At 73.7% G+C, this 18,381-nt stretch carries 14 protein-coding genes; 9 read left to right on the top strand and 5 right to left on the bottom strand.

What is annotated here, in order from left to right; genetic code table 11:
* Positions 1-95: 95 nt before the first annotated feature.
* On the top strand, positions 96-1,094 hold the full coding sequence (locus C1N91_RS04190) for a phosphotransferase (protein ID WP_137766731.1): 999 nt from the start codon (positions 96-98) through the stop codon (positions 1,092-1,094).
* Between the two features lie 266 nt (positions 1,095-1,360).
* On the opposite strand, the gene C1N91_RS04185 is transcribed toward C1N91_RS04190, so the two are convergent.
* Positions 1,361-4,735: an ATP-dependent DNA helicase gene (locus C1N91_RS04185; protein ID WP_254678339.1), complete on the bottom strand. Its 3,375-nt coding sequence runs from the start codon at positions 4,733-4,735 to the stop codon at positions 1,361-1,363.
* Entirely contained in the window at positions 4,732-7,887 is a 3,156-nt protein-coding gene (locus tag C1N91_RS04180) for an ATP-dependent helicase (protein ID WP_137766730.1), read from the bottom strand. The genes C1N91_RS04185 and C1N91_RS04180 overlap by 4 nt, the downstream gene beginning before the upstream one ends.
* A 161-nt stretch (positions 7,888-8,048) precedes the next feature.
* Between C1N91_RS04180 and C1N91_RS04175 the strand changes: the two genes are divergently transcribed.
* Together C1N91_RS04175 and C1N91_RS04170 are read left to right on the top strand one after the other, a co-directional pair.
* Positions 8,049-8,273, top strand: a complete 225-nt coding sequence (locus C1N91_RS04175) for a DUF3107 domain-containing protein (protein ID WP_066657860.1) — start codon at positions 8,049-8,051, stop codon at positions 8,271-8,273.
* Between the two features lies 1 nt (position 8,274).
* Positions 8,275-8,571, top strand: coding sequence for a hypothetical protein (locus C1N91_RS04170; RefSeq protein ID WP_137766729.1), 297 nt, complete (start codon positions 8,275-8,277; stop codon positions 8,569-8,571).
* Positions 8,572-8,680: 109 nt separating this feature from the next.
* Here C1N91_RS04170 and C1N91_RS04165 read toward each other — a convergent pair whose 3' ends face one another.
* Positions 8,681-9,397: a ferritin-like fold-containing protein gene (locus C1N91_RS04165; RefSeq protein ID WP_137766728.1), complete on the bottom strand. Its 717-nt coding sequence runs from the start codon at positions 9,395-9,397 to the stop codon at positions 8,681-8,683.
* Between the two features lie 104 nt (positions 9,398-9,501).
* Here C1N91_RS04165 and C1N91_RS04160 point away from each other — a divergent pair, with 104 nt between their 5' ends.
* Complete coding sequence (locus tag C1N91_RS04160) at positions 9,502-11,007, top strand: DEAD/DEAH box helicase (protein ID WP_137766727.1); 1,506 nt, start codon at positions 9,502-9,504, stop codon at positions 11,005-11,007.
* A 176-nt stretch (positions 11,008-11,183) separates the two neighbouring features.
* On the opposite strand, the gene C1N91_RS04155 is transcribed toward C1N91_RS04160, so the two are convergent.
* On the bottom strand, positions 11,184-12,065 hold the full coding sequence (locus C1N91_RS04155; RefSeq protein WP_137766726.1) for a PHP domain-containing protein: 882 nt from the start codon (positions 12,063-12,065) through the stop codon (positions 11,184-11,186).
* 61 nt (positions 12,066-12,126) lie between these two features.
* Between C1N91_RS04155 and C1N91_RS04150 the strand changes: the two genes are divergently transcribed.
* Together C1N91_RS04150 and C1N91_RS04145 are read left to right on the top strand one after the other, a co-directional pair.
* Complete coding sequence (locus C1N91_RS04150) at positions 12,127-13,611, top strand: aminopeptidase P family protein (protein WP_137766725.1); 1,485 nt, start codon at positions 12,127-12,129, stop codon at positions 13,609-13,611.
* Positions 13,612-13,620: 9 nt separating this feature from the next.
* Entirely contained in the window at positions 13,621-14,148 is a 528-nt protein-coding gene (locus C1N91_RS04145) for a GNAT family N-acetyltransferase (protein ID WP_368074216.1), read from the top strand.
* 95 nt (positions 14,149-14,243) lie between these two features.
* Here the strand turns inward: C1N91_RS04145 and C1N91_RS04140 are convergent, their stop codons facing one another.
* A complete protein-coding gene (locus C1N91_RS04140; RefSeq protein ID WP_137766724.1) occupies positions 14,244-15,185 on the bottom strand; it encodes a general stress protein in 942 nt (313 codons plus the stop codon).
* A gap of 178 nt (positions 15,186-15,363) precedes the next feature.
* Here C1N91_RS04140 and C1N91_RS04135 point away from each other — a divergent pair, with 178 nt between their 5' ends.
* Genes C1N91_RS04135 through C1N91_RS04125 form a run of 3 tightly spaced genes read left to right on the top strand, consistent with a single transcriptional unit; the run spans position 15,364 to position 18,368 of the window.
* Positions 15,364-16,683: a magnesium transporter MgtE N-terminal domain-containing protein gene (locus C1N91_RS04135; RefSeq protein ID WP_137766723.1), complete on the top strand. Its 1,320-nt coding sequence runs from the start codon at positions 15,364-15,366 to the stop codon at positions 16,681-16,683.
* Positions 16,667-17,215, top strand: coding sequence for a DUF1003 domain-containing protein (locus C1N91_RS04130; protein WP_175415906.1), 549 nt, complete (start codon positions 16,667-16,669; stop codon positions 17,213-17,215). The genes C1N91_RS04135 and C1N91_RS04130 overlap by 17 nt, the downstream gene beginning before the upstream one ends.
* On the top strand, positions 17,208-18,368 hold the full coding sequence (locus C1N91_RS04125) for a P-loop NTPase (protein ID WP_137766722.1): 1,161 nt from the start codon (positions 17,208-17,210) through the stop codon (positions 18,366-18,368). The genes C1N91_RS04130 and C1N91_RS04125 overlap by 8 nt, the downstream gene beginning before the upstream one ends.
* Positions 18,369-18,381: the final 13 nt, after the last annotated feature.

Genomic DNA, 18,381 nt, shown 5'->3' with positions numbered 1-18,381 from the left:
GGGCTTCTCAGCGGGACCCTGTGGACGGTGCCCGGGCTTGCACAGGCCAGCGTGGCGTGCGCTCCGGCACCGGACGCGGACCTACCCTGAAGGGCATGGCGGGATCCCAGTTCACTCTAGCCGCGTTGGCGACCACGGCCGTTCCCGGTCTGGTCCTGACCGGCACGCGCACGCTCGGCTCGGCCGCCTCCGGGGACTACGAGTCGGCGGTCCTGCGCGACGCGGACGGCACGCTCAGCGCGATCCGCCGGCCGCGCAACCAGCGGGCCGAGGCCCGGCAGTCCGCCGACCTGGTCGCGATCCGTGCCCTCAGCGCCGGCATCCGCTCGCGACTCCCGTTCGCCGTCGCCGAGTACCGCGGTCAGGCACCGATCGGCTCGACCAGGGCCATCGTCACCACCTACGTCCCCGGCACCCACCCGACGCTGCGCGACCTGGGCGATCGACCCGAGCTCGCGACCTCCGTCGGCCGGGCGGTCGCCGCCGTGCACCAGCTCCCGACGAGCTTCGTCACCGACGCCGGCCTGCCGTCGCTCACCCCGTTCGAGGTCCTGCGCTCTGCCGTCTCGGTGATGGACCGCGCGGTCGCGACGAAGCTCGTGCCCGCCGCCCTGGTCGAGCGGTGGGAGGGCGCCGCGCGCGACCAGCAGCTCTGGCAGTTCACGCCCACGGTCGTGCACGGCGCGCTCGGCACCGGAGTCGTCCTGGTGGACGGCGACGCCGTCACCGGCATCCTCGACTGGGGCGAGCTCCGGCTCGGGGACCCCGCGAAGGACCTCGCGTGGGTGCTGGCCGGTCGTCGTGAGGGCTTCGACACCGTCCTCAGCGCGTACGAGGCGAACGGCGGCGGCCGTGACCGGCAGCTCGCCCAGCGGGCCCGCGTGTACCACGAGCTCGAGACCGCGCAGTGGCTGCTGCACGGCGTGCAGGCGAAGAGCACCGAGGTCGTCGACGACGCGGTCGCGATGATGCACCGTCTGGTCGACGCGGTGCAGACGCCGAGTGCGGAACCGCTGCAGTCGGTCTCCCCCGACACGATGGAGATCGGCGAGGTCGAGCAGTTCCTGTCGTCGACCGAGCGTCGACACGGCTGACCCCCGGAGCGATCCGAGGCGAGCGCCCACGGACCGGGGCGGCGCGGTTCCGTCGGGCGTCCTGCGTCCGTCGCGACCACCCACCGGTCTGGAGGCACGGCGCGGCCCCGCCCCGCGCCTCCCGTCCGGCCGTCACGCCGTCCGCACCGACGGCGCGAGCCTGCCCCGCGCCTCCCGTCCGGCCGTCACGCCGTCCGCACCGACGGCGCGACCCTGCCCCGCGCCTCCCGCCCGTCCGTCACGTCGTCCGCACCGACGGTGCGGGCTCAGCCGAGCGCGTCCTGCCACGCGCGCTCGAGGCCGGCACGGTCGAGCAGCGCGTCGGGCCGGACCTCGAGGTCGTCCGCGACGAAGTAGAAGACCGCGTCGACCTCGTCGACCGGTCGCCCGGTGAACTCGGCGTACGCCACCCGGTAGAGCGCGAGCTGCAGCTGCCGCGCAGCCAGGTCGTCCGCTCCGGTAGGAGCCTTGCCGGTCTTCCAGTCGACCACCTCGGCGCGACCATCGATCTCGTACACGGCATCGAGCTTGCACACCACGCTGTGGCCGAGGAACGGGATGTGGATCTCGCGTTCGACCTCGACCGGGGTCAGGTCGGCCCAGCGTGACCGGGCGAACGTCGCCTGGAACACCGCCAGCCGTCGCGCGTCGTCGTCCGTGACCGCGGCGTCCGTCGAGGCGTCCACGGCCTCGTCGGCGTCGAGGTCGCGCTCGTCGTCCCACAGGTCGAGGGTCTCGAGCGAGCCGCCGCTGCGCGCGCGCTGCTCCACCCACTGGTGGAAGAGCGTGCCGAGCCTGGTCGCGCGGTACGGTCGTTCCGGCATGGGTCGACGCAGGCGCTCGGCGACCGCGTCCGGCTCGCCGACGTAGTCCTTGAAACCCGAGGCCGGCACGCGGTGCGGGATCGCGACGCGGTGCCGCGCGGACCGCGCGGCCTGCCGCTCGGCGAGCAACAGGTCGATGTCCGCCGCGAAGCGCCCGGCCGCGCCGGGGTTCGCGTTCCGCACCCGGTCCGCGGCGGCGAGGACCCGCGCGCCCCGCTGCCCGAACGGCACGTGCGGCCAGGTCTGGGTCGCACCGTCCCCGCCGAGCGGGTTCTCCTCGTGCGCGGTGCCGTCGGGCACGGCGTCCGCGGGGACGACCCCCGCCTCGACCAGGTCGTGCAGGTACCGGCTCGGGGCGGTCGGCTTGACGCCACCCGCCCACGACGACCCGGACACGAGCAGGTCGTGCCGGGCCCGGGTCAGCGCCACGTAGGTCAGTCGACGTTCCTCGTCCTCGTTGCGGGCCTTCACCTGGTCCCTGTAGGCCTCGATCGCGTCGACGACGCCCTTCTGGTCCTCGTTGCCGCGCCAGTCGAGCCGCGGGAGCTCCTCGGCGTCCCCGCGGAACTCGTACGGCAACCGACCGAAGCCGAGCCACCCCGAGGACCCCTCCTGCGGCCGGGCCGGCAGTGCGCCCTCCACGAGCCGCGGCACGGCGACCGCGTCCCACTCGAGCCCCTTGGACCCGTGGATCGTCAGGATCTGCACCGTGCCGGCCTCGGGCTCCTCGGAGCGCGGGCCCATGTCGTCGCGGCGCGCAGCGGCGTCGATCCACCCGAGGAACGCCCCGAGGTCGGCGCGGTCGTCGGTCGTCACGAAACCCGCGAGCTCGTCGATGAAGGCGTCGAGGAACGCGGCGCTGCCCTGTTCGTGCGCGGCGACCTCGACGTCGAGCCGCATCTCCTGCACCACCAGCGTGACGAAGTCGACGAGGTCCCCGGCAGCGCGGGCCCGGAGTGCTGCGAGCTGCTGCCCGAGGTCGCGCATCCGCTGTCTGCCGGCGGGACTGATGCCCTCGAGGGCGCCGTGGTCGTCCGGGGCACTCGCGACGAAGTCGAGGGCGTCGACGATCGACCCGTGCTCCCCGGCGGCGACCGAGGCCCGGAAGGCCGCGGTCAGCTCGTCGTCGAGGCGCTGCTGGGTGTGGTCGCGGCGGAACAGCCAGCGGGCGAGCTCGTGCAGTGCGGCGATGTCCGCCGCCCCGACCCGCCACCGTGCGCCGGCGAGCAGGCGGATGAGGTCGTTGCCCGCCGCGGGGTCGTGCAGGACCCGGAGGCACGCCACCAGGTCGACGATCTCGGGACGCTGCAGCAGACCACCGGTCCCGAGCACGTGGAACGGCACCCGCTGGGCTCCGAGCGCGGCGGTGAAGGCCGACAGGTCCTTCCGCGAACGCAGCAGCAGGGCCATCGAGCCCTCCGGCGCGGCACTCCGGCGCTCCGCGAACCAGCGGGCGACGGCATCCGCCTCCTCCGGCAGGGTCTCCGGGAAGACGGCGGTCACCGTGCCCCGGTCCGCGCCGGGTCGCGGCGCGAGGCGCTCCACCGCCACGTCGGAGGCCGCCGACAGCGGGTCGACGACGGCGTTCGCGCCGGCGAGCACGTCCACCGGGTTGCGCCAGCTCGTGGAGAGGGCGAACGTGACCGGTGCCGCGGCCGGACCGCCGTCGTCCGTCCGTCCGCCGAAGTCCCGGGGGAAGCGGGCCAGGTTCGCCGCGCTCGCACCGCGGAAGCCGTAGATCGACTGGTGCGGGTCCCCCACCGCCATCACCGGGTGGCCCCGGAAGAGCCGGGCGAGGAACCGCGTCTGCACGACCGAGGTGTCCTGGTACTCGTCGAGGAGCACCACGCGGAACCGGCTCCGTAGGTCGTCGACCACGCGCGGGGCGGACTCGGCCGCGGCGAGCGCGAGAGCGATCTGGTCGGAGAACTCCACGAAGCCGCGGTCGACCTTCTGCCGCCGGAACTCCTCGACCAGGTCCACCAGGGGTTCCAGGGCCCCGATCGCCGCCACGGCGTCGCTCACCGCCTTGTAGGGGTTGCCCCTCGCGTTCCCCGGCAGTTCGAGCAGGGCACCGAAGTCGATCGCGAAGCGCCGCAGGTCGGCCGGGTCGACGAGGTGCTCGGACACGGCTCCCGCGAGCGACACGACGGCGGCGGTCACGGTGTCGACGTCGCGGTCGAGTCCCGCGAGCCGGTCGTCCCGCGCGCCGACGACCACGCGGCGGGCGAGCTGCCAGGCGGACGGTTCGGTGAGCACCTGCGACTCGCCGTCCCGCCCGACCAGCAGGGCGTTCTCACGGAAGACGGCGTTGGCGAAGGCGTTGTAGGTCGAGACCGTCGGCGCCTCGAAGGCGTCGCCCGCGGCCAGGAGCCCGACGTCCTCGAGCGCCCGGATCCGGTCGTTGATGCGCACGGACAGCTCGCCGGCGGCCTTGCGGGTGAACGTCAGGCCGAGCACCTCGGCCGGACGGACGAAGCCGTTCGCGAGCAACCACACCACACGCGACGCCATGGTCTCGGTCTTGCCGCTGCCGGCGCCGGCGACGACGAGTGCGGGGGCGAGGGGTGACTCGATGACCGCGCGCTGCTGGTCGGTGGGGCGGGGGCGGCCGAGGGCGTCGGCGATCGCGTCGGCATCGTGGGCCGCGGCAGACGTGTCGGCGTCGTGAACCGCGGCGGACGCGTCGGCGTCGTGGGCCGCGGCGGACGCGGCGCGCACGTCGGACCCCGACTCCGATCGCGGGGCGGCCTCGGTCTGCGGGTCGACCTCGGTCGCCGGGTCGGCCTCGGTCTGCGTGTCGGTCTCGCTCGTCACCAGGTCACCTCTCCCACCACGTGGATGCGGCACTCGACGCCGGTGCGGGCGCGGTCGCAGTGGTCGTCGACGTTCGCCAGGAACGTCCGTCCGGCCATCCCCCGCGCCACCCCGTGCAGCCGCTCGCGGTAGGCCTCGCGGGCCTCGTCGTCGAAGGCGTGCTGCGTGCGCTCCGAGAAGGCCCGTCCGGCACGGGGGTTCTGCACGAAGACGAGTCGGGCGTCGGCCATCGGTGCGGCGGCCGGGACACCGTCGACCGCACCGTCCTCGACCGCGAGCTGGTACGCGCCGAGCTGCGGGTGCTCGGGCATGTCGTTCTTCTCGCTCGGCATCGATCGTCCGGTCTTCAGGTCGACGACGCTGACGCGGCCGTCCGGGTCGACCTCGATGCGGTCGATGCTGCCACGCATCCGGGCGGGACCGGTGACGAGCGCGAACGACGTCTCCGCACCGAGCAGCCGCCGCCCGGCGCTGGCGAACGTGCGCAGGTAGTCGCTGAGGCCCTCGATCATCCGCCGGGTCCTGGCCCGTTCGCGGTCCGCGACCCACGGCGATTCGAAGGTCAGCTCGTCCCACCGGCCCTCGACGTGCTCCCACAGCGACTCGACGTCGACCGCGGTGGCCTGCTCCATCGCCTCGTGCACGATCGTCCCGATGCCCATCGCCGGACTCGGCGCGCCGCCGCCGAAGGTCTGCACGAACCAGTGCACCGGGCACTCCTCGAACGTCCCGATGCGCGAGGGCGACACGGACACCGTCGGGGGGACCGGCTCGCCGCCCTCGTGCTCGGGTGCCGGTGGGGCGTCGAGGTCGACGAGCGGGTCCTCGGTCGTCGGCTCGGCCGTCCCGTACCACTCGTCCGGCGACGCTCCGGCGACGCCGGCCTCGGCGAGCCGCGCGAGGGCGGATGCTGCCTCGTGGTCGCCCGAGGTCACCACCCGACGCCGGAGCGACCCGGCCATCCCCCGGAGCGACAGCGGGTGCACGGTCGGTTGCCGGTCCGGCGGCACCGGGACGAGCCGGACGAAGGGCGACGGGGCCTCGTCGTCGTTGGCGACCGTGCCGATGACGACCTGCGTCGTCGCACGGGACACCGCCCGGGCGAACAGCCGGAGCTCGTCCGCGACCACCGCCGCCCGGTCGTCGACGGTCCGGTCGTCGACACCGGCGGCAGCGCGGACCAGCCCGTCCGGGTCGAGCAGGCTCCCCCGCACCCGGGTGTTCGGCCAGACGCCGTCCTGCAGCCCGAGCACGACGACCACGTCGCACTCGAGCCCGGTGGTGGCCGACGGGGTGAGCACCCGCACGCGGCCCGCCGTGCGGTCGGGGCCGATCGAGTCCTCGGGCAGGTCGGCGCCGAGCAGGTCGTCGACGAACACCCGCGCGGGTGCGTCGGGCGTCCGCTCGACGAAGCGCTTCGCGGCGGTGAAGAGCCCCACGACGGCGTCGAGGTGCCGGTCGGCCTCGGCGGCGCTCACCCCGCCGGCCGCAGACTGTGCGCCCCACGTGGTCGCCAGACCGCTGCGCTCCCAGAGCCCCCAGAGGATCTCCTCGATGCTGGCGTCGGCCGCGGCGTCCGCCCGCGCCTGCACGAGACTCCGCGCGAGCCGGGTGGCGCGTCGGGCGAACCCGGCGTCGACGGTGGCGAGCCGTTCGGGCGCACCGAGCGCCTCGACGAGCAGTTCGTCGGCGGTACGGGTCCCGCCGCCCGCGAGCTCCTCGCGACGCAGGGCGAGCCGCAGCCGCCGCATCGCCAGGGTGTCGAGGCCGCCGAGGGGTCCGGTCGCGAAGGACGTGGCGAGGTCGGCGTCGAGCGGGAGCACCCCGAGGGCGACCGCGGCGGCGTCGAGCAGCGACCGCGCGGCGCTGTCGTCCCGCGGGCGGACCGGAGCGGCACCCGCCGTCGCGGGGACCTCGGCGACGGACAGCGCCCGGACGAGCTCCGGGATCGCCGCACCGCTGCGGGTGACGACCGCCATCCGGTGCCACGGGACGCCGTCGAGCAGCCGGTGCTCGCGGAGGCGCCGGGCGACCGCGACGACGAGTGCCGAACGGCTTCCGGCCTCGAGGTGCAGCACGGCGTCGCTGCGGGCGTCCGTCGTCGACGCCGCGGCGGTCCGCTGCCGCCCGGCAGCAGCGGCACCGATCCGTGCCGTCACCGCGCCGACGAGCGCCCGGATCGGAGCCGCGTGCCGGTGCACCGTACCGAGCACGACCTCGTCGACGCGCTCCACCCCGAGCCGGACGGCCAGCCGCCCGAGCACGTCCGGCTCGGCACCGCGGAACGCCGAGGCCGCGATGTCCGGATCGCCGAACGCGACCACCTGCACCCCGGAGCGCGCGAGTGCCCCGAGGAGGGCGATCTCACCCTCGACGAGCTCCTGGGTGTCGTCGACGACGATCAGTCGCAGCGCCGCGACGCTCGCCGGGACCTCGTGGCGCAGCACCGCCGCGGTCGCGAACGCCACCAGTTCCGCGGCGTCGAGACTGCTGCCGCGGAAGGCGGTCACCGAAGCGCGGTAGTCGTCCACGAAGTCACCGACCGCACGCCACTCGGGGCGTCCCCGCTCGTCGGCCAGCTCGCGCATGTCGTCCGGTTCCACGCCGGCGGCCACCGCGCGCATCATGACGTCGCGGAGCGCCGTGCGGAACCCGGCGCGCTCCCGCACCACGGCGGTGATCGGCGCCGGCCACGCGGGCCCGCCGCCGTCGGCCTCGTGCCCCTCGAGCAGGTCGGCGATGATGCGGTCCTGCTCTCCACCGGTCAACAGCGTCGGGGCCTCCTGCCCCTGCAGCGCAGCGGCGTGCGCGACGACCTGGAAGGCGAGGGAGTTGACGGTCCGGGCGAGCGCCCCCGGCACGACCCGGTCGACCGCCGCGGCCAGGCGGTCGCGGAGCGCGGTCGCCGCGGTGCGGGCCGACGTCAGCGCGAGCACCGTGGCGTGGCCGTCCGCCGAGACCGCGTCCGGACGGGCGAACCGGTCGGCGACCAGCCGGGTGAGCGTCGTGGTCTTGCCGGTGCCCGGTGCACCGATCACCGCGGCGTGCCGGCCGTCGGGCAGGGCCAGGACGGCGTCCTGCGCGGGATCGGTGACGAGCGCGCGGGCGACCCCGACGTCCTCGGGGAGGGTCGTCAGCGTGGTCCTGGGCACGCGGACACGGTACCGACCGCGGCCGACAGCAGCGGTCGACGCACCGGTTCCGGCTCCGCGCCGTGCCCCGGGACGACGGCGCACGCACCCGCTGCGACCGCCGCGGTGCGCCTCGGGCGAACGCCCGGTGCCGGCGGGTGCCGCTCGGATACGCTGTGCTCGTGGACATCAAGATCGGCATCATCAACAGCCCGCGCGAGATCGCCTTCGAGACCGCCCAGAGCGCCGAGGAGATCGAGCAGGCCGTCGCCGCGGCCCTCGAGTCGCAGTCGACCCACCTCTCCCTCAAGGACGAGAAGGGCCGTCGCTTCATCGTGCCGGTCGCCTCGCTCGCCTACGTCGAGGTCGGCGCAGAGGAGTCGCGCCGCATCGGCTTCGTCGCCTGACGTGGAGCTGCTCTTCGCCGTGCTCGGCGGCCTCATCGCCGGGGCCGTCGCGCACGTCGTCGTGCCGTGGCGCTCGACCCGCGGTGCACTGCTGGGTCCGGCGGTCGGCGGCATCGTGGCCGCCGTCGTGTGGGAGGCCCTGACCTGGGCCGGCTGGCCGTACGACGGCGGCTGGATCTGGGTCCTCGCCCTGGTCGGTGCCGGCGTCGTCGCCGTCGTGACCGAGTGGGTCCTGGGTCGCCGCCGAACCGATGCGGACGAGGCGTTCTTCGAGCGGGCCCGCACCGAGCGCGTCTGAGCCCCGCGACAGCGCAGCGCGCCCGCGACAACGCAGCCCCCGCCGAGCGCGCCTGACGGCGACCGAGCCGGCGCCGGGCACGTCCGACCCCGGCCGCACGGTCGACCCCTCAGGCGGTCAGCCCGAGGGCGTCCATCCGCCGGGTGTGGGCTGCGATGAGCTCCGTCCACACCGGCTCGAGCTTCTCCTGGTCCTCCCGCGCGTGGACCGCCAGCGCGGACCGTGCCACGAGCAACGTGTCGCCCACGAGTCGACGGCCCCACATCGCCAGGCGCGATCCGATGCGCGGGTCCTGCTCGATGTGCGACGACAGCTCCTGCACGACCGCCGGTTCCTCGCGCGCGTCGAACACGGTCCGCAGGCGCTGTCGGACGTCGAGCGGCAGCGACCGGAGCATGTTGCCGAACAGGTCGTTGAGGATGCCCGCCGTCACGTACCCGGTGAGCATCGACTCGTACCAGTCGGCGCCGCTGGTGCGCAGCAGGAACCGGTCGATCGCCTCGCGGTGCGGCTCCATCAGGGTCGCCGGCTCGCCGCCGGTCCGCTCGATCTCGGCCACGATCGTGCGGTGCCGTTCGAGCGCCGTCGTCGCGAGCACGCCCGTGACGAGGCGTCCGGACATCGTCGGCGCCGCGGCACCGGCGCGCCCCATCGTCTCGTAGAGCGACAGCTGCAGGTAGGCGGCCTGCCCCAGGTAGACGTCGAGCTCCGGGCTCACGTCGTCCAGCTGCAGGCGCTCCACGGGCGAGGCGTTCCGCGGGTTGCGCGAGGCCAGCCACGCGGCGGCGAGCTGCGCAGCGCGCTTCCGGTTCCACCACGACACCACGCCCCAAGCATACGGGCAGCGGGCACCGCTCCCGCCCGGCGGGCGCTGCCGTCGTCGGCCGTCGGTAGACTGTCGTCGACCTCCACCAGGACTAAGGTGCTTCTTTGACTTTCGCAGACCTCACCATCGAGCAGGACATCGTCGACGCGCTCGCGACGAAGGGCATCACCGAGCCCTTCCCGATCCAGCAGCAGACGATCCCGCTCGCCCTCACCGGCCAGGACATCATCGGCCAGGCCAAGACGGGTACCGGCAAGACCTTCGGCTTCGGCCTCCCCCTGATCCAGCGCCTGGGTGCCGCTCCCGAGCCGGGGGTCAAGGCGCTCGTCGTCGTCCCGACCCGAGAGCTCGCGGTGCAGGTGACCGAGGACCTCGAGCTCGCCACCTCGAACCGCCCGACCACGATCGTGTCCATCTACGGCGGCAAGGCGTACGAGGGTCAGATCGAGCAGCTCAAGGCCGGCGCCCAGATCGTCGTCGGCACGCCGGGTCGCCTGATCGACCTGCAGCGCCAGCGCCTGCTCGACCTGTCGAAGGTGCAGGAGGTCGTGCTCGACGAGGCCGACCGCATGCTCGACCTCGGCTTCCTGTCGGACATCGAGCGCATCTTCCAGGCCGTCCCCGCGGTGCGCCACACGATGCTGTTCTCGGCGACGATGCCGGCTCCGATCGTCGCGCTGGCACGTCGCTTCATGACGCGTCCCGTGCACATCCGCGCGACGGACCCGGACGAGGGCCTGACGCAGGCGAACATCAAGCACGTCATCTACCGCGCGCACTCGCTCGACAAGGACGAGGTCATCGCCCGCATCCTGCAGGCCGAGGGTCGCGGCAAGACCGTGATCTTCACCCGCACCAAGCGCGCCGCCGCGAAGCTGGTCGAGGAGCTCAAGGACCGCGGCTTCAACGCCGCCGCCGTCCACGGTGACCTCAACCAGGAACAGCGCGAGCGCGCGATGGCGGCGTTCAAGGCCGGCAAGCGCGACGTGCTCATCGCGACCGACGTCGCCGCGCGCGGCATCGACGTCGACGACGTGACCCACGTCATCAACCACACGATCCCGGACGACCCGGACACCTACCTGCACCGCGCCGGCCGCACCGGCCGCGCCGGCAAGACGGGCATCGCGGTCACCTTCGTGGACTGGGACGACCTGCACAAGTGGACGCTCATCGACAAGGCCCTCGAGTTCGGCGTCCCCGAGCCCGTCGAGACCTACTCGTCGTCGCCGCACCTGTTCACCGACCTCGACATCCCCGCGGGCACGAAGGGCCGCCTGCCCGGCGTGTCCTCGCACGCGGCCGAGGCCGGCGCCGCACCGAAGCGTGGTGAGCGCGGCGGTGACCGGCAGGGCGGCGAGCGCAGCGGCTCCCGTTCGCGGTCCCGCACGCGCACCCGGTCGGGAGGCCCGCAGCAGTCCGACACGTCGGCCCCCGCCGAGCAGTCCACCGGCGCCGACGCCGCGCAGCCGTCCACCGAGGGTGCGACCGACGCCGCCTCCACCGACGGCGCCGCGAAGCGTCGCCGCCGTCGTCGTCGTCGCAGCAGCGGGAGCGGCTCCGCCGAGGCGACCGCCTCGGCACCGCAGGGCACCAGCGAGGGCGAGTAGCGCCTCCCGTCCGTTCGAAGGCCCCGTCACCGACGTGACGGGGCCTTCGTCGTCCGCGCGCACGAGGCGGTGCAGCGCAACCGAGTCTCGGACCCGGCGACGTTCCTCGCGTCCGTCTGCGCGAGGTGTGTCCCGCAGCGCGAGACCCGGGCCGAGCCGCGGTCACCGCGGCGGCGTCAGGCCAGGCGGGACCCCGGACCGTGGACCGGGGCGCTGCCGGTGGCCTGGTCGACGATCGCGTCGAACGACGCGCGCGCGGTCCGGTGCTCGCCGAAGCGGTTCGGCTTGCCGGTGCCGTGGTAGTCGCTCGACCCGGTGACGAAGAGGTCGTACCGCTCCGCCCAGTCGAGCAGCGTGCGCTTGCCGTGTGCGAGGTTCTCGCGGTGGTCGACCTCGAGCCCGCCGAGGCCGGCGTCGACGAGCTCGCGGAGCATCGGCTCGTCGATCACGATCCCGCGTGAGGACGCGGCCGGGTGCGCGATGACGGGGACCCCGCCGGCACCGCGGATGAGTTCGACACCGCGGAGGGGCGTCGGTGCCTCGTGCGGCTCGTAGTAGCCGGACGCCGGGTGCAGGATCCCGCGGAACGCCGCGCTGCGGTCCGGCTCGAGTCCGCGGGCGACCAGGGCGTCGGCGATGTGCGGGCGACCGATCGTCGCACCGTCGCGCGCCTGGGCCAGGACGTCCTGCCACGTGATCGGGTGGTCGCGACCGATGCGCTCGACCATGCGCCGTGCACGCGCGAACCGGCCGTCGCGGATGCGGGTGGTCTCCGCGACCAGGGCCTCGTCGGTGGGGTCGACGAGGTAGCCGAGCACGTGCACGCTGCGGTGGCCGACCCGGGTGCTCAGCTCGAGGCCCGGGAGGAGCGACATCGGTCGGTCGCGGACGGCGGCGATCGCCTCGTCCCACCCCGCCGTGGTGTCGTGGTCCGTCAGGGCGACACCGTCGAGGCCGGCCGCGGCGGTCGCGGCGACGAGGTCCGCCGGCCGCTCGGTGCCGTCGGACACGCTCGAGTGGGCGTGCAGGTCGATGAACGGATCGGGCACGTCCTCCATGCTACCGACACGTGAACGGCCGCTCAGGCCGAAGGGTCAGCTCGGTGCGATGATGGGTGACATGGCCGACACCACTCCCCGCGCGACGAGCAACCGATCCACCACCCCCGGGTCCTCGACCTTCAAGGACCACATCGCGTCGCAGTGGGCGGACCGTGAGCGGCCCACCCCCGAGCCGCGGGAGCAGTCGACCTTCGCCGCCGAGCGCCGCGCGCGGATCTCGGAGCTGCACCCCGGGCGCACGATCGTGGTGCCCGCCGGCCAGGCCAAGGTCCGCTCGAACGACTGCGACTACCCGTTCCGCCCGCACTCGACCTTCGCGCACCTGACCGGATGGGGCACCGACACCGTCGTCGGTTCCGTGCTCGTCATGACCCCGAACGGCTCGGGGCACGACGCCACGCTCTACTTCCGCGCCACCGCCGGCCGCGACTCCGAGGAGTTCTACGCGAACCCCGAGATCGGTGAGTTCTGGGTCGGTCCCCGCCCCTCGCTCGACGAGGTCGCCGCGGACCTCGGGCTCGCGACGGCCGACCTCGGCGCCTTCGCCGAGGTCACGGACGGTCTCGACGCGTCGGTCCTCCTCGTCCGCGACGCCGACACCGAGCTGACGCGCGCGATCGACACGCGCCTCGGCACCACCGTCGGCGGAGCGGAGACTGCGGACGACACCCCCGCCACCGACGACGTGCTCTCCCGCGACCTGTCCGAGCTCCGGCTCGTGAAGGACGCCTACGAGGTGAACGAGCTCCGCAAGGCGGTCGAGGCCACGAAGTCCGGCTTCGACGACGTCATCGCCGACTTCGACGCCGTCCTGGCGCACCCCCGCGGCGAGCGCATCGTCGAGGGCACCTTCAACCGGCGTGCGCGGGCCGACGGCAACACGGTGGGCTACGACACCATCGCCGCGTCCGGCCACCACGCCTGCATCCTGCACTGGACCCGCAACGACGGCGCCGTGCAGCCGGGCGACCTCATCCTCATCGACGCGGGTGTCGAGGTCGACTCCTTCTACACCGCCGACATCACCCGGACGCTGCCGGTGAGCGGGACCTTCACCGACGTGCAGCGGATGGTCTACGAGGCCGTGCTCGAGGCCGCAGATGCCGCGTTCGCGATCGTGAAGCCGGGCATCACCTTCCGCGAGGTGCACGCCACCGCGATGGAGGTCATCGCGCGGAAGACCGCCGAGTGGGGCTTCCTGCCCGGCACCGCCGAGGAGTCGCTGCAGCCGGACAACCAGTTCCACCGCCGCTACATGGTGCACGGCACGAGCCACCACCTCGGGCTCGACGTCCACGACTGCGCCAAGGCCCGGCGCGAGATGTACATCGACGGCATCGTGCAGCCCGGCATGGTGTTCACGATCGAGCCCGGCCTGTACTTCCAGCAGGACGACCTGACCGTGCCCGAGGAGTTCCGCGGCATCGGCGTGCGCATCGAGGACGACATCCTGGTCACCGAGGACGGCGCCGAGAACCTGTCCGTCGGCATCCCGCGGACCCCCTCGGAAGTGGAGGGGTGGATCGCCCGCACCGGCCGCTAGCCTGAGGACGTGACGACCACGCCAGAGGCCTCCCCCAGCACGACCACCGCCCAACCGGACGCCCGGACGGGGACGGCCGTGCCCCGCGGACTCGTCATCGACGTCGAGCACTTCGACTCCCCCGACGCGCAGCGGCTGCGTGCCGCCCAGCGACTGGAGATCGACCGGGCGTACGGCGGGGACACGGAACCGGGCGAGAAGCCGACGGCGGACTCGATCGCGGTCTTCTTCCTCGCCCGCGACGAGGACGGCACCCCGCTCGGGTGCGGTGGTCTGCGCCTGGTGCAGGACGGGATCGCCGAGGTCAAGCGGATGTACGTGCGACCGGAGTCCCGCGGAGCAGGGGTGTCCAGCGCGATCCTCCGTCGGCTCGAGGAGGCTGCGATCGACCTCGGCTCCCCGGCGCTCGTGCTCGAGACCGGCGACGAGCAGAAGCGCGCCATCGGGTTCTACGAGCGCGAGGGTTTCCGGAGGATCGCGCAGTTCGGGCCGTACGTCGGCGCGGCCCGGTCGATCTGCTACTCCAAGGTGCTCTGACGCACCGCGGTGCTCTGGTGCACCGCTGGGCGACCTGACGCGGAACGCCCGCGCCGACCATCGTCGGCGCGGGCGTTCCGCACACGTCGGGGGTGTCAGCCGCGGTCGTCGTCGCGACGGGCCTCGGGCGCCGACCCGGAGCGGTGGTCCGCACCGTCGACGCCCTGGACGCGCTCCCCGTACTGCGGGGGCTGGTCGGGCCGGGACTGCGGGAGGCGCGGGTCCGACGACGGCGCGGCCTGCTGAGCCGTCTGCGGAGTCTCGCCGTAGCGCGGCCCGTCGTTCGTGCCGTACCGCGGCCCGTCGTCCGTGCCGTACCGGGGACCGGCACCAGGGTGGGACGCGCCACCCTGCGGACCGCCGGCCGACGGACCGGACTGCTGCGGGCCTCCCGGGCGGGACTGCTGCTGGGGCTGGTGGGGCGTCGCGTGCCCGCCGTAGGGCGACCCCTGCTGCGGACCCGGACGCCAGGGCTCCTGCCCCTGGAACGGACGCGCCTGGGAGCCAGGCGCGCCCGGCTGCGGTGCGTCGTTCCAGTGCGTGGACGGCGTCGCGCCGTGCTGTCCGAGGATCCGCTGCGCCTGGCCGGTGAGCTGCGGGTCGACGACGATCTGGTAGTTCGTGGCGAGCACCTGGTGCACGCTCGTGAAGTCGCGCTGCCGCTTGGTGATGGCGAACGACACGATGCCGTACAGCATGCCGAACGCGGCGCCGATGATCGCGGCGGCGATGATGAGGCCACCGGCGGTCGGCGAGAACAGGGTCAGCACGATGCCGAAGAAGATGCCGAGCCAGAGGCCGGACAGCGCGCCGGCGATCGCCGCACGGCCGTAGGTCATCTTGCCGGTGACCCGCTCGACCGTCTTCAGGTCGTTGCCGACGATCGAGATCTTCGCGACGGGGAAGTCCGCCTCGGCGAGCTTCGCGACGACGCGCTGGGCGTCCGGGTAGCTGTCGTAGGTGCCGAGGACGTCCCCGCGCGGCAGCGTCGGGAAGGCCTGGGCGGTGCGTCCGGCGAACGGGCTCTGGTTGCTCACCCAGCCATCATCCACCGGGCACCTTGCGATCGCACGTGCGCCTCCCGGGAACCTCCGGGGGGACGACGCTGACGCCGAGGGCAGCGCCGGGGCGGCACCCGATCGACCCCGTGTGTCGTCTCAGCGTCCGCCGGGTCTGGTCGTCTCCGGCCCGAGCGGCAGCGACTACGCTGGACGGGTGAGCGCCACGAAGGTCTTCGTCGCCCGCCTCGCCGGGTGCTCCGTCTTCGACCCCGCGGGCGACCGCGTGGGCCGCGTCCGGGACGTCCTGGTCGTCTACCGTCGCGTCGACCCTCCCCACGTGGTCGGGCTCATCGTCGAGGTGCCCGGCAAGCGCCGCATCTTCCTGAGCATCGGCCGCGTCACGTCGATCGGTGCGGGACAGGTCATCACCACCGGCATCGTCAACATGCGGCGCTTCGAGCAGCGCGGTGGCGAGGTCCGGGTCATCGCGGAGATGCTCGGCCGCAAGGTCCTGCTGACCCGTGACCGCATCCGCGCGACGATCGAGGACGTCGCGATCGAGGACCGCGGCCAGGGCGACTGGGAGGTGTCGCAGCTCTTCCTCCGGAAGCCGAAGACGACCCCGTCGCCGTTCGGCAAGGGCCCGACGACGTTCGCGACCTGGAACGAGGTCACCGAGGACGAGCTCCCCGGTGAAGCACAGTCCGCCGAGCACGTCATCGCCGCGTACTCCGACCTGCTGCCGGCCGACCTGGCCTCGACGCTGCTCGACCTGCCCGAGGAGCGCCGGTTCGAGGTCGCCGAGGAGCTCCCCGACGACCGGCTCGCCGACGTGCTCGAGGAGATGCCCGACCAGGAGCGCATCGACATCCTCACCCGGCTCGAGGACGCCCGCGCCGCCGACGTCCTCGACCAGATGCAGCCGGACGACGCCGCCGACGTGCTCGCGCAGTTCCCCGACGACCGGAGCGAGGCCCTGCTGCAGCTCATGGAGCCGGAGGAGGCGCAGGACGTCCGCATGCTCCTGGAGTACGAGCCGGACACCGCCGGTGGGCTCATGACGACGGAGCCCGTCATCGTCTCGGCGGACGCGACCGTGGCCGAGGGCCTGGCCCTCATCCGCCGCCACGAGCTCGCCCCCGCACTCGGCGCGAGCGTCTGCGTCGTGCTGCCGCCGTACGAACCGCCGACCGGGCGGTTCCTCGGCCTCGTGCACTTCCAGCGCATGCTCCGCTACCCGCCGAACGAGCGCCTCGGCACGCTCATCGACCAGCAGACCGAACCGGTCCGCGTGGACGCCAGCGCCGCCGAGGTCACCCGGGTCATGGCGACCTACAACCTCGTGTCCGTCCCCGTGGTCGACGACGCCCACCGCCTGGTCGGGGTGGTGACGATCGACGATGTCCTCGACCACGTCCTGCCGGACGACTGGCGAAGTCAGGGCGAGGGGGATGCCCCCTCGCGACTCCGCCAACGCCAGCGCAAGACGCCCGTGACGACGGGAAGGAGGACCACCCGTGGCCCGAACGGATGATGCCCGCCAGGAGCGGCTCGACTCCCCCAAGGGCATGCGCACGCGCGTGCTCCCCACCCGCCGCCGGGGTCGCGGCGACACCTTCGGTCGTGCGACCGAGGGCATCGCCCGCGCGATGGGCACGCCCTGGTTCCTGGTCGGCCTGACGCTCTTCTGCGCCGTCTGGATGATCTACAACTCGGTCGCGCCGCCGAACTGGCAGTTCGACTCGGCCTCGATCGGCTTCACCGCGCTCACCCTGGTGCTGTCGCTGCAGGCCTCGTACGCGGCGCCGCTCATCCTGCTCGCCCAGAACCGGCAGGACGACCGCGACCGCGTGCAGTTCGAGCAGGACCGGCAGCGGGCCGAGCGCAACCTCGCGGACACCGAGTACCTCGCCCGCGAGGTCGTGGCCCTGCGCCTGGCGATGCGGGAGATGGCGTCGAAGGACTTCATCCGCGCGGAGATCCGCTCGCTGCTCGAGGAGCTCGACCGCCGCGACGCCGACGACGCCTTCGACGACGAGCCGGGGAGCGCCCGCACCCGTGGCTGACCCGCAGCATCCGGACGAACGGCTGGGTGCGGCGGTCCTCGCTGCGCTCGGCCGCGTGCTCGACCCCGAGATCCGCAGGCCCGTCACGGAGCTCGACATGATCCGCGGGGTGGACGTGCAGCCGCAGGGACGGGTGCGCGTCGACCTGCAGCTCACGATCGTCGGGTGCCCCGCCGCCGACACGATCGAGCGCGACGTCCGCTCGGCCGCCGGTTCGGTGGACGGCGTGCAGCACGTGGACGTCGACGTCTCCGTGATGAGCCCGGCGACGCGTGCGGCACTGACCGAGCGGCTCCGCGCCGGTCGACCCCGCGGTCTGCAGTTCACCCCGGACTCGCTCACCCGGGTCATCGCCGTCACGAGCGGCAAGGGCGGGGTCGGCAAGTCCACGGTCACGGTGAACCTGGCGGTCGCCCTGGCAGCGGCCGGCCAGCGGGTCGGCATCGTCGACGTGGACGTGCACGGCTTCAGCGTCCCCGGGCTGATGGGCCTGACCGACGAGCACGGCGTGACGCCCCGCCCGACCCGCGTGGACAGCATGATCCTGCCGCCCGTCGCCCACGAGGTGAAGGTCGTCTCGATCGGCATGTTCGTCGACGACGTCTCCACCGCGGTGTCCTGGCGCGGGCCGATGCTGCACCGAACGGTCGCGCAGTTCCTGACCGACGTGTGGTTCGGCGACCTCGACGTGCTCCTGCTCGACCTGCCGCCCGGCACCGGCGACGTGGCGATCTCGGTCGGGCAGCTGCTCCCCCACGCCGAGGTCCTCGTCGTCACGACACCCCAGGCCGCGGCCGCCGACGTCGCCGAGCGGAGCGGTGTCGTCGCACGGCAGACCGGGCAGCGGGTCATCGGCGTCGTCGAGAACATGTCGGGGCTCGTGCAGCCGGACGGCAGCGTGCTGCACCTGTTCGGCGAGGGCGGCGGCGACGAGACCGCCGCTCGGCTGTCCCGCGGGCAGGACGTGCCCGTGCCCGTGCTCGGCCGCGTGCCGCTCTCGGTGCCGCTCCGCGAAGGGGGCGACGCCGGCCTCCCCGTCGTGCTCGGGGCACCGGACGACCCCGCCGCCCTCGCCCTGCGGTCGATCGCCGAGGCGATCACCACGATGGGTCGGGGCCTCGCCGGACGGAAGCTCGGGCTCAGTCTGTCCTGAGTGATCGTCACGA

Source organism: Curtobacterium sp. SGAir0471, assembly GCF_005490985.1.
Taxonomy (GTDB): domain Bacteria; phylum Actinomycetota; class Actinomycetes; order Actinomycetales; family Microbacteriaceae; genus Curtobacterium.
Note: the sequence above shows the minus strand (reverse complement) of the source record. Positions and strands in the feature narration are given on the sequence as shown.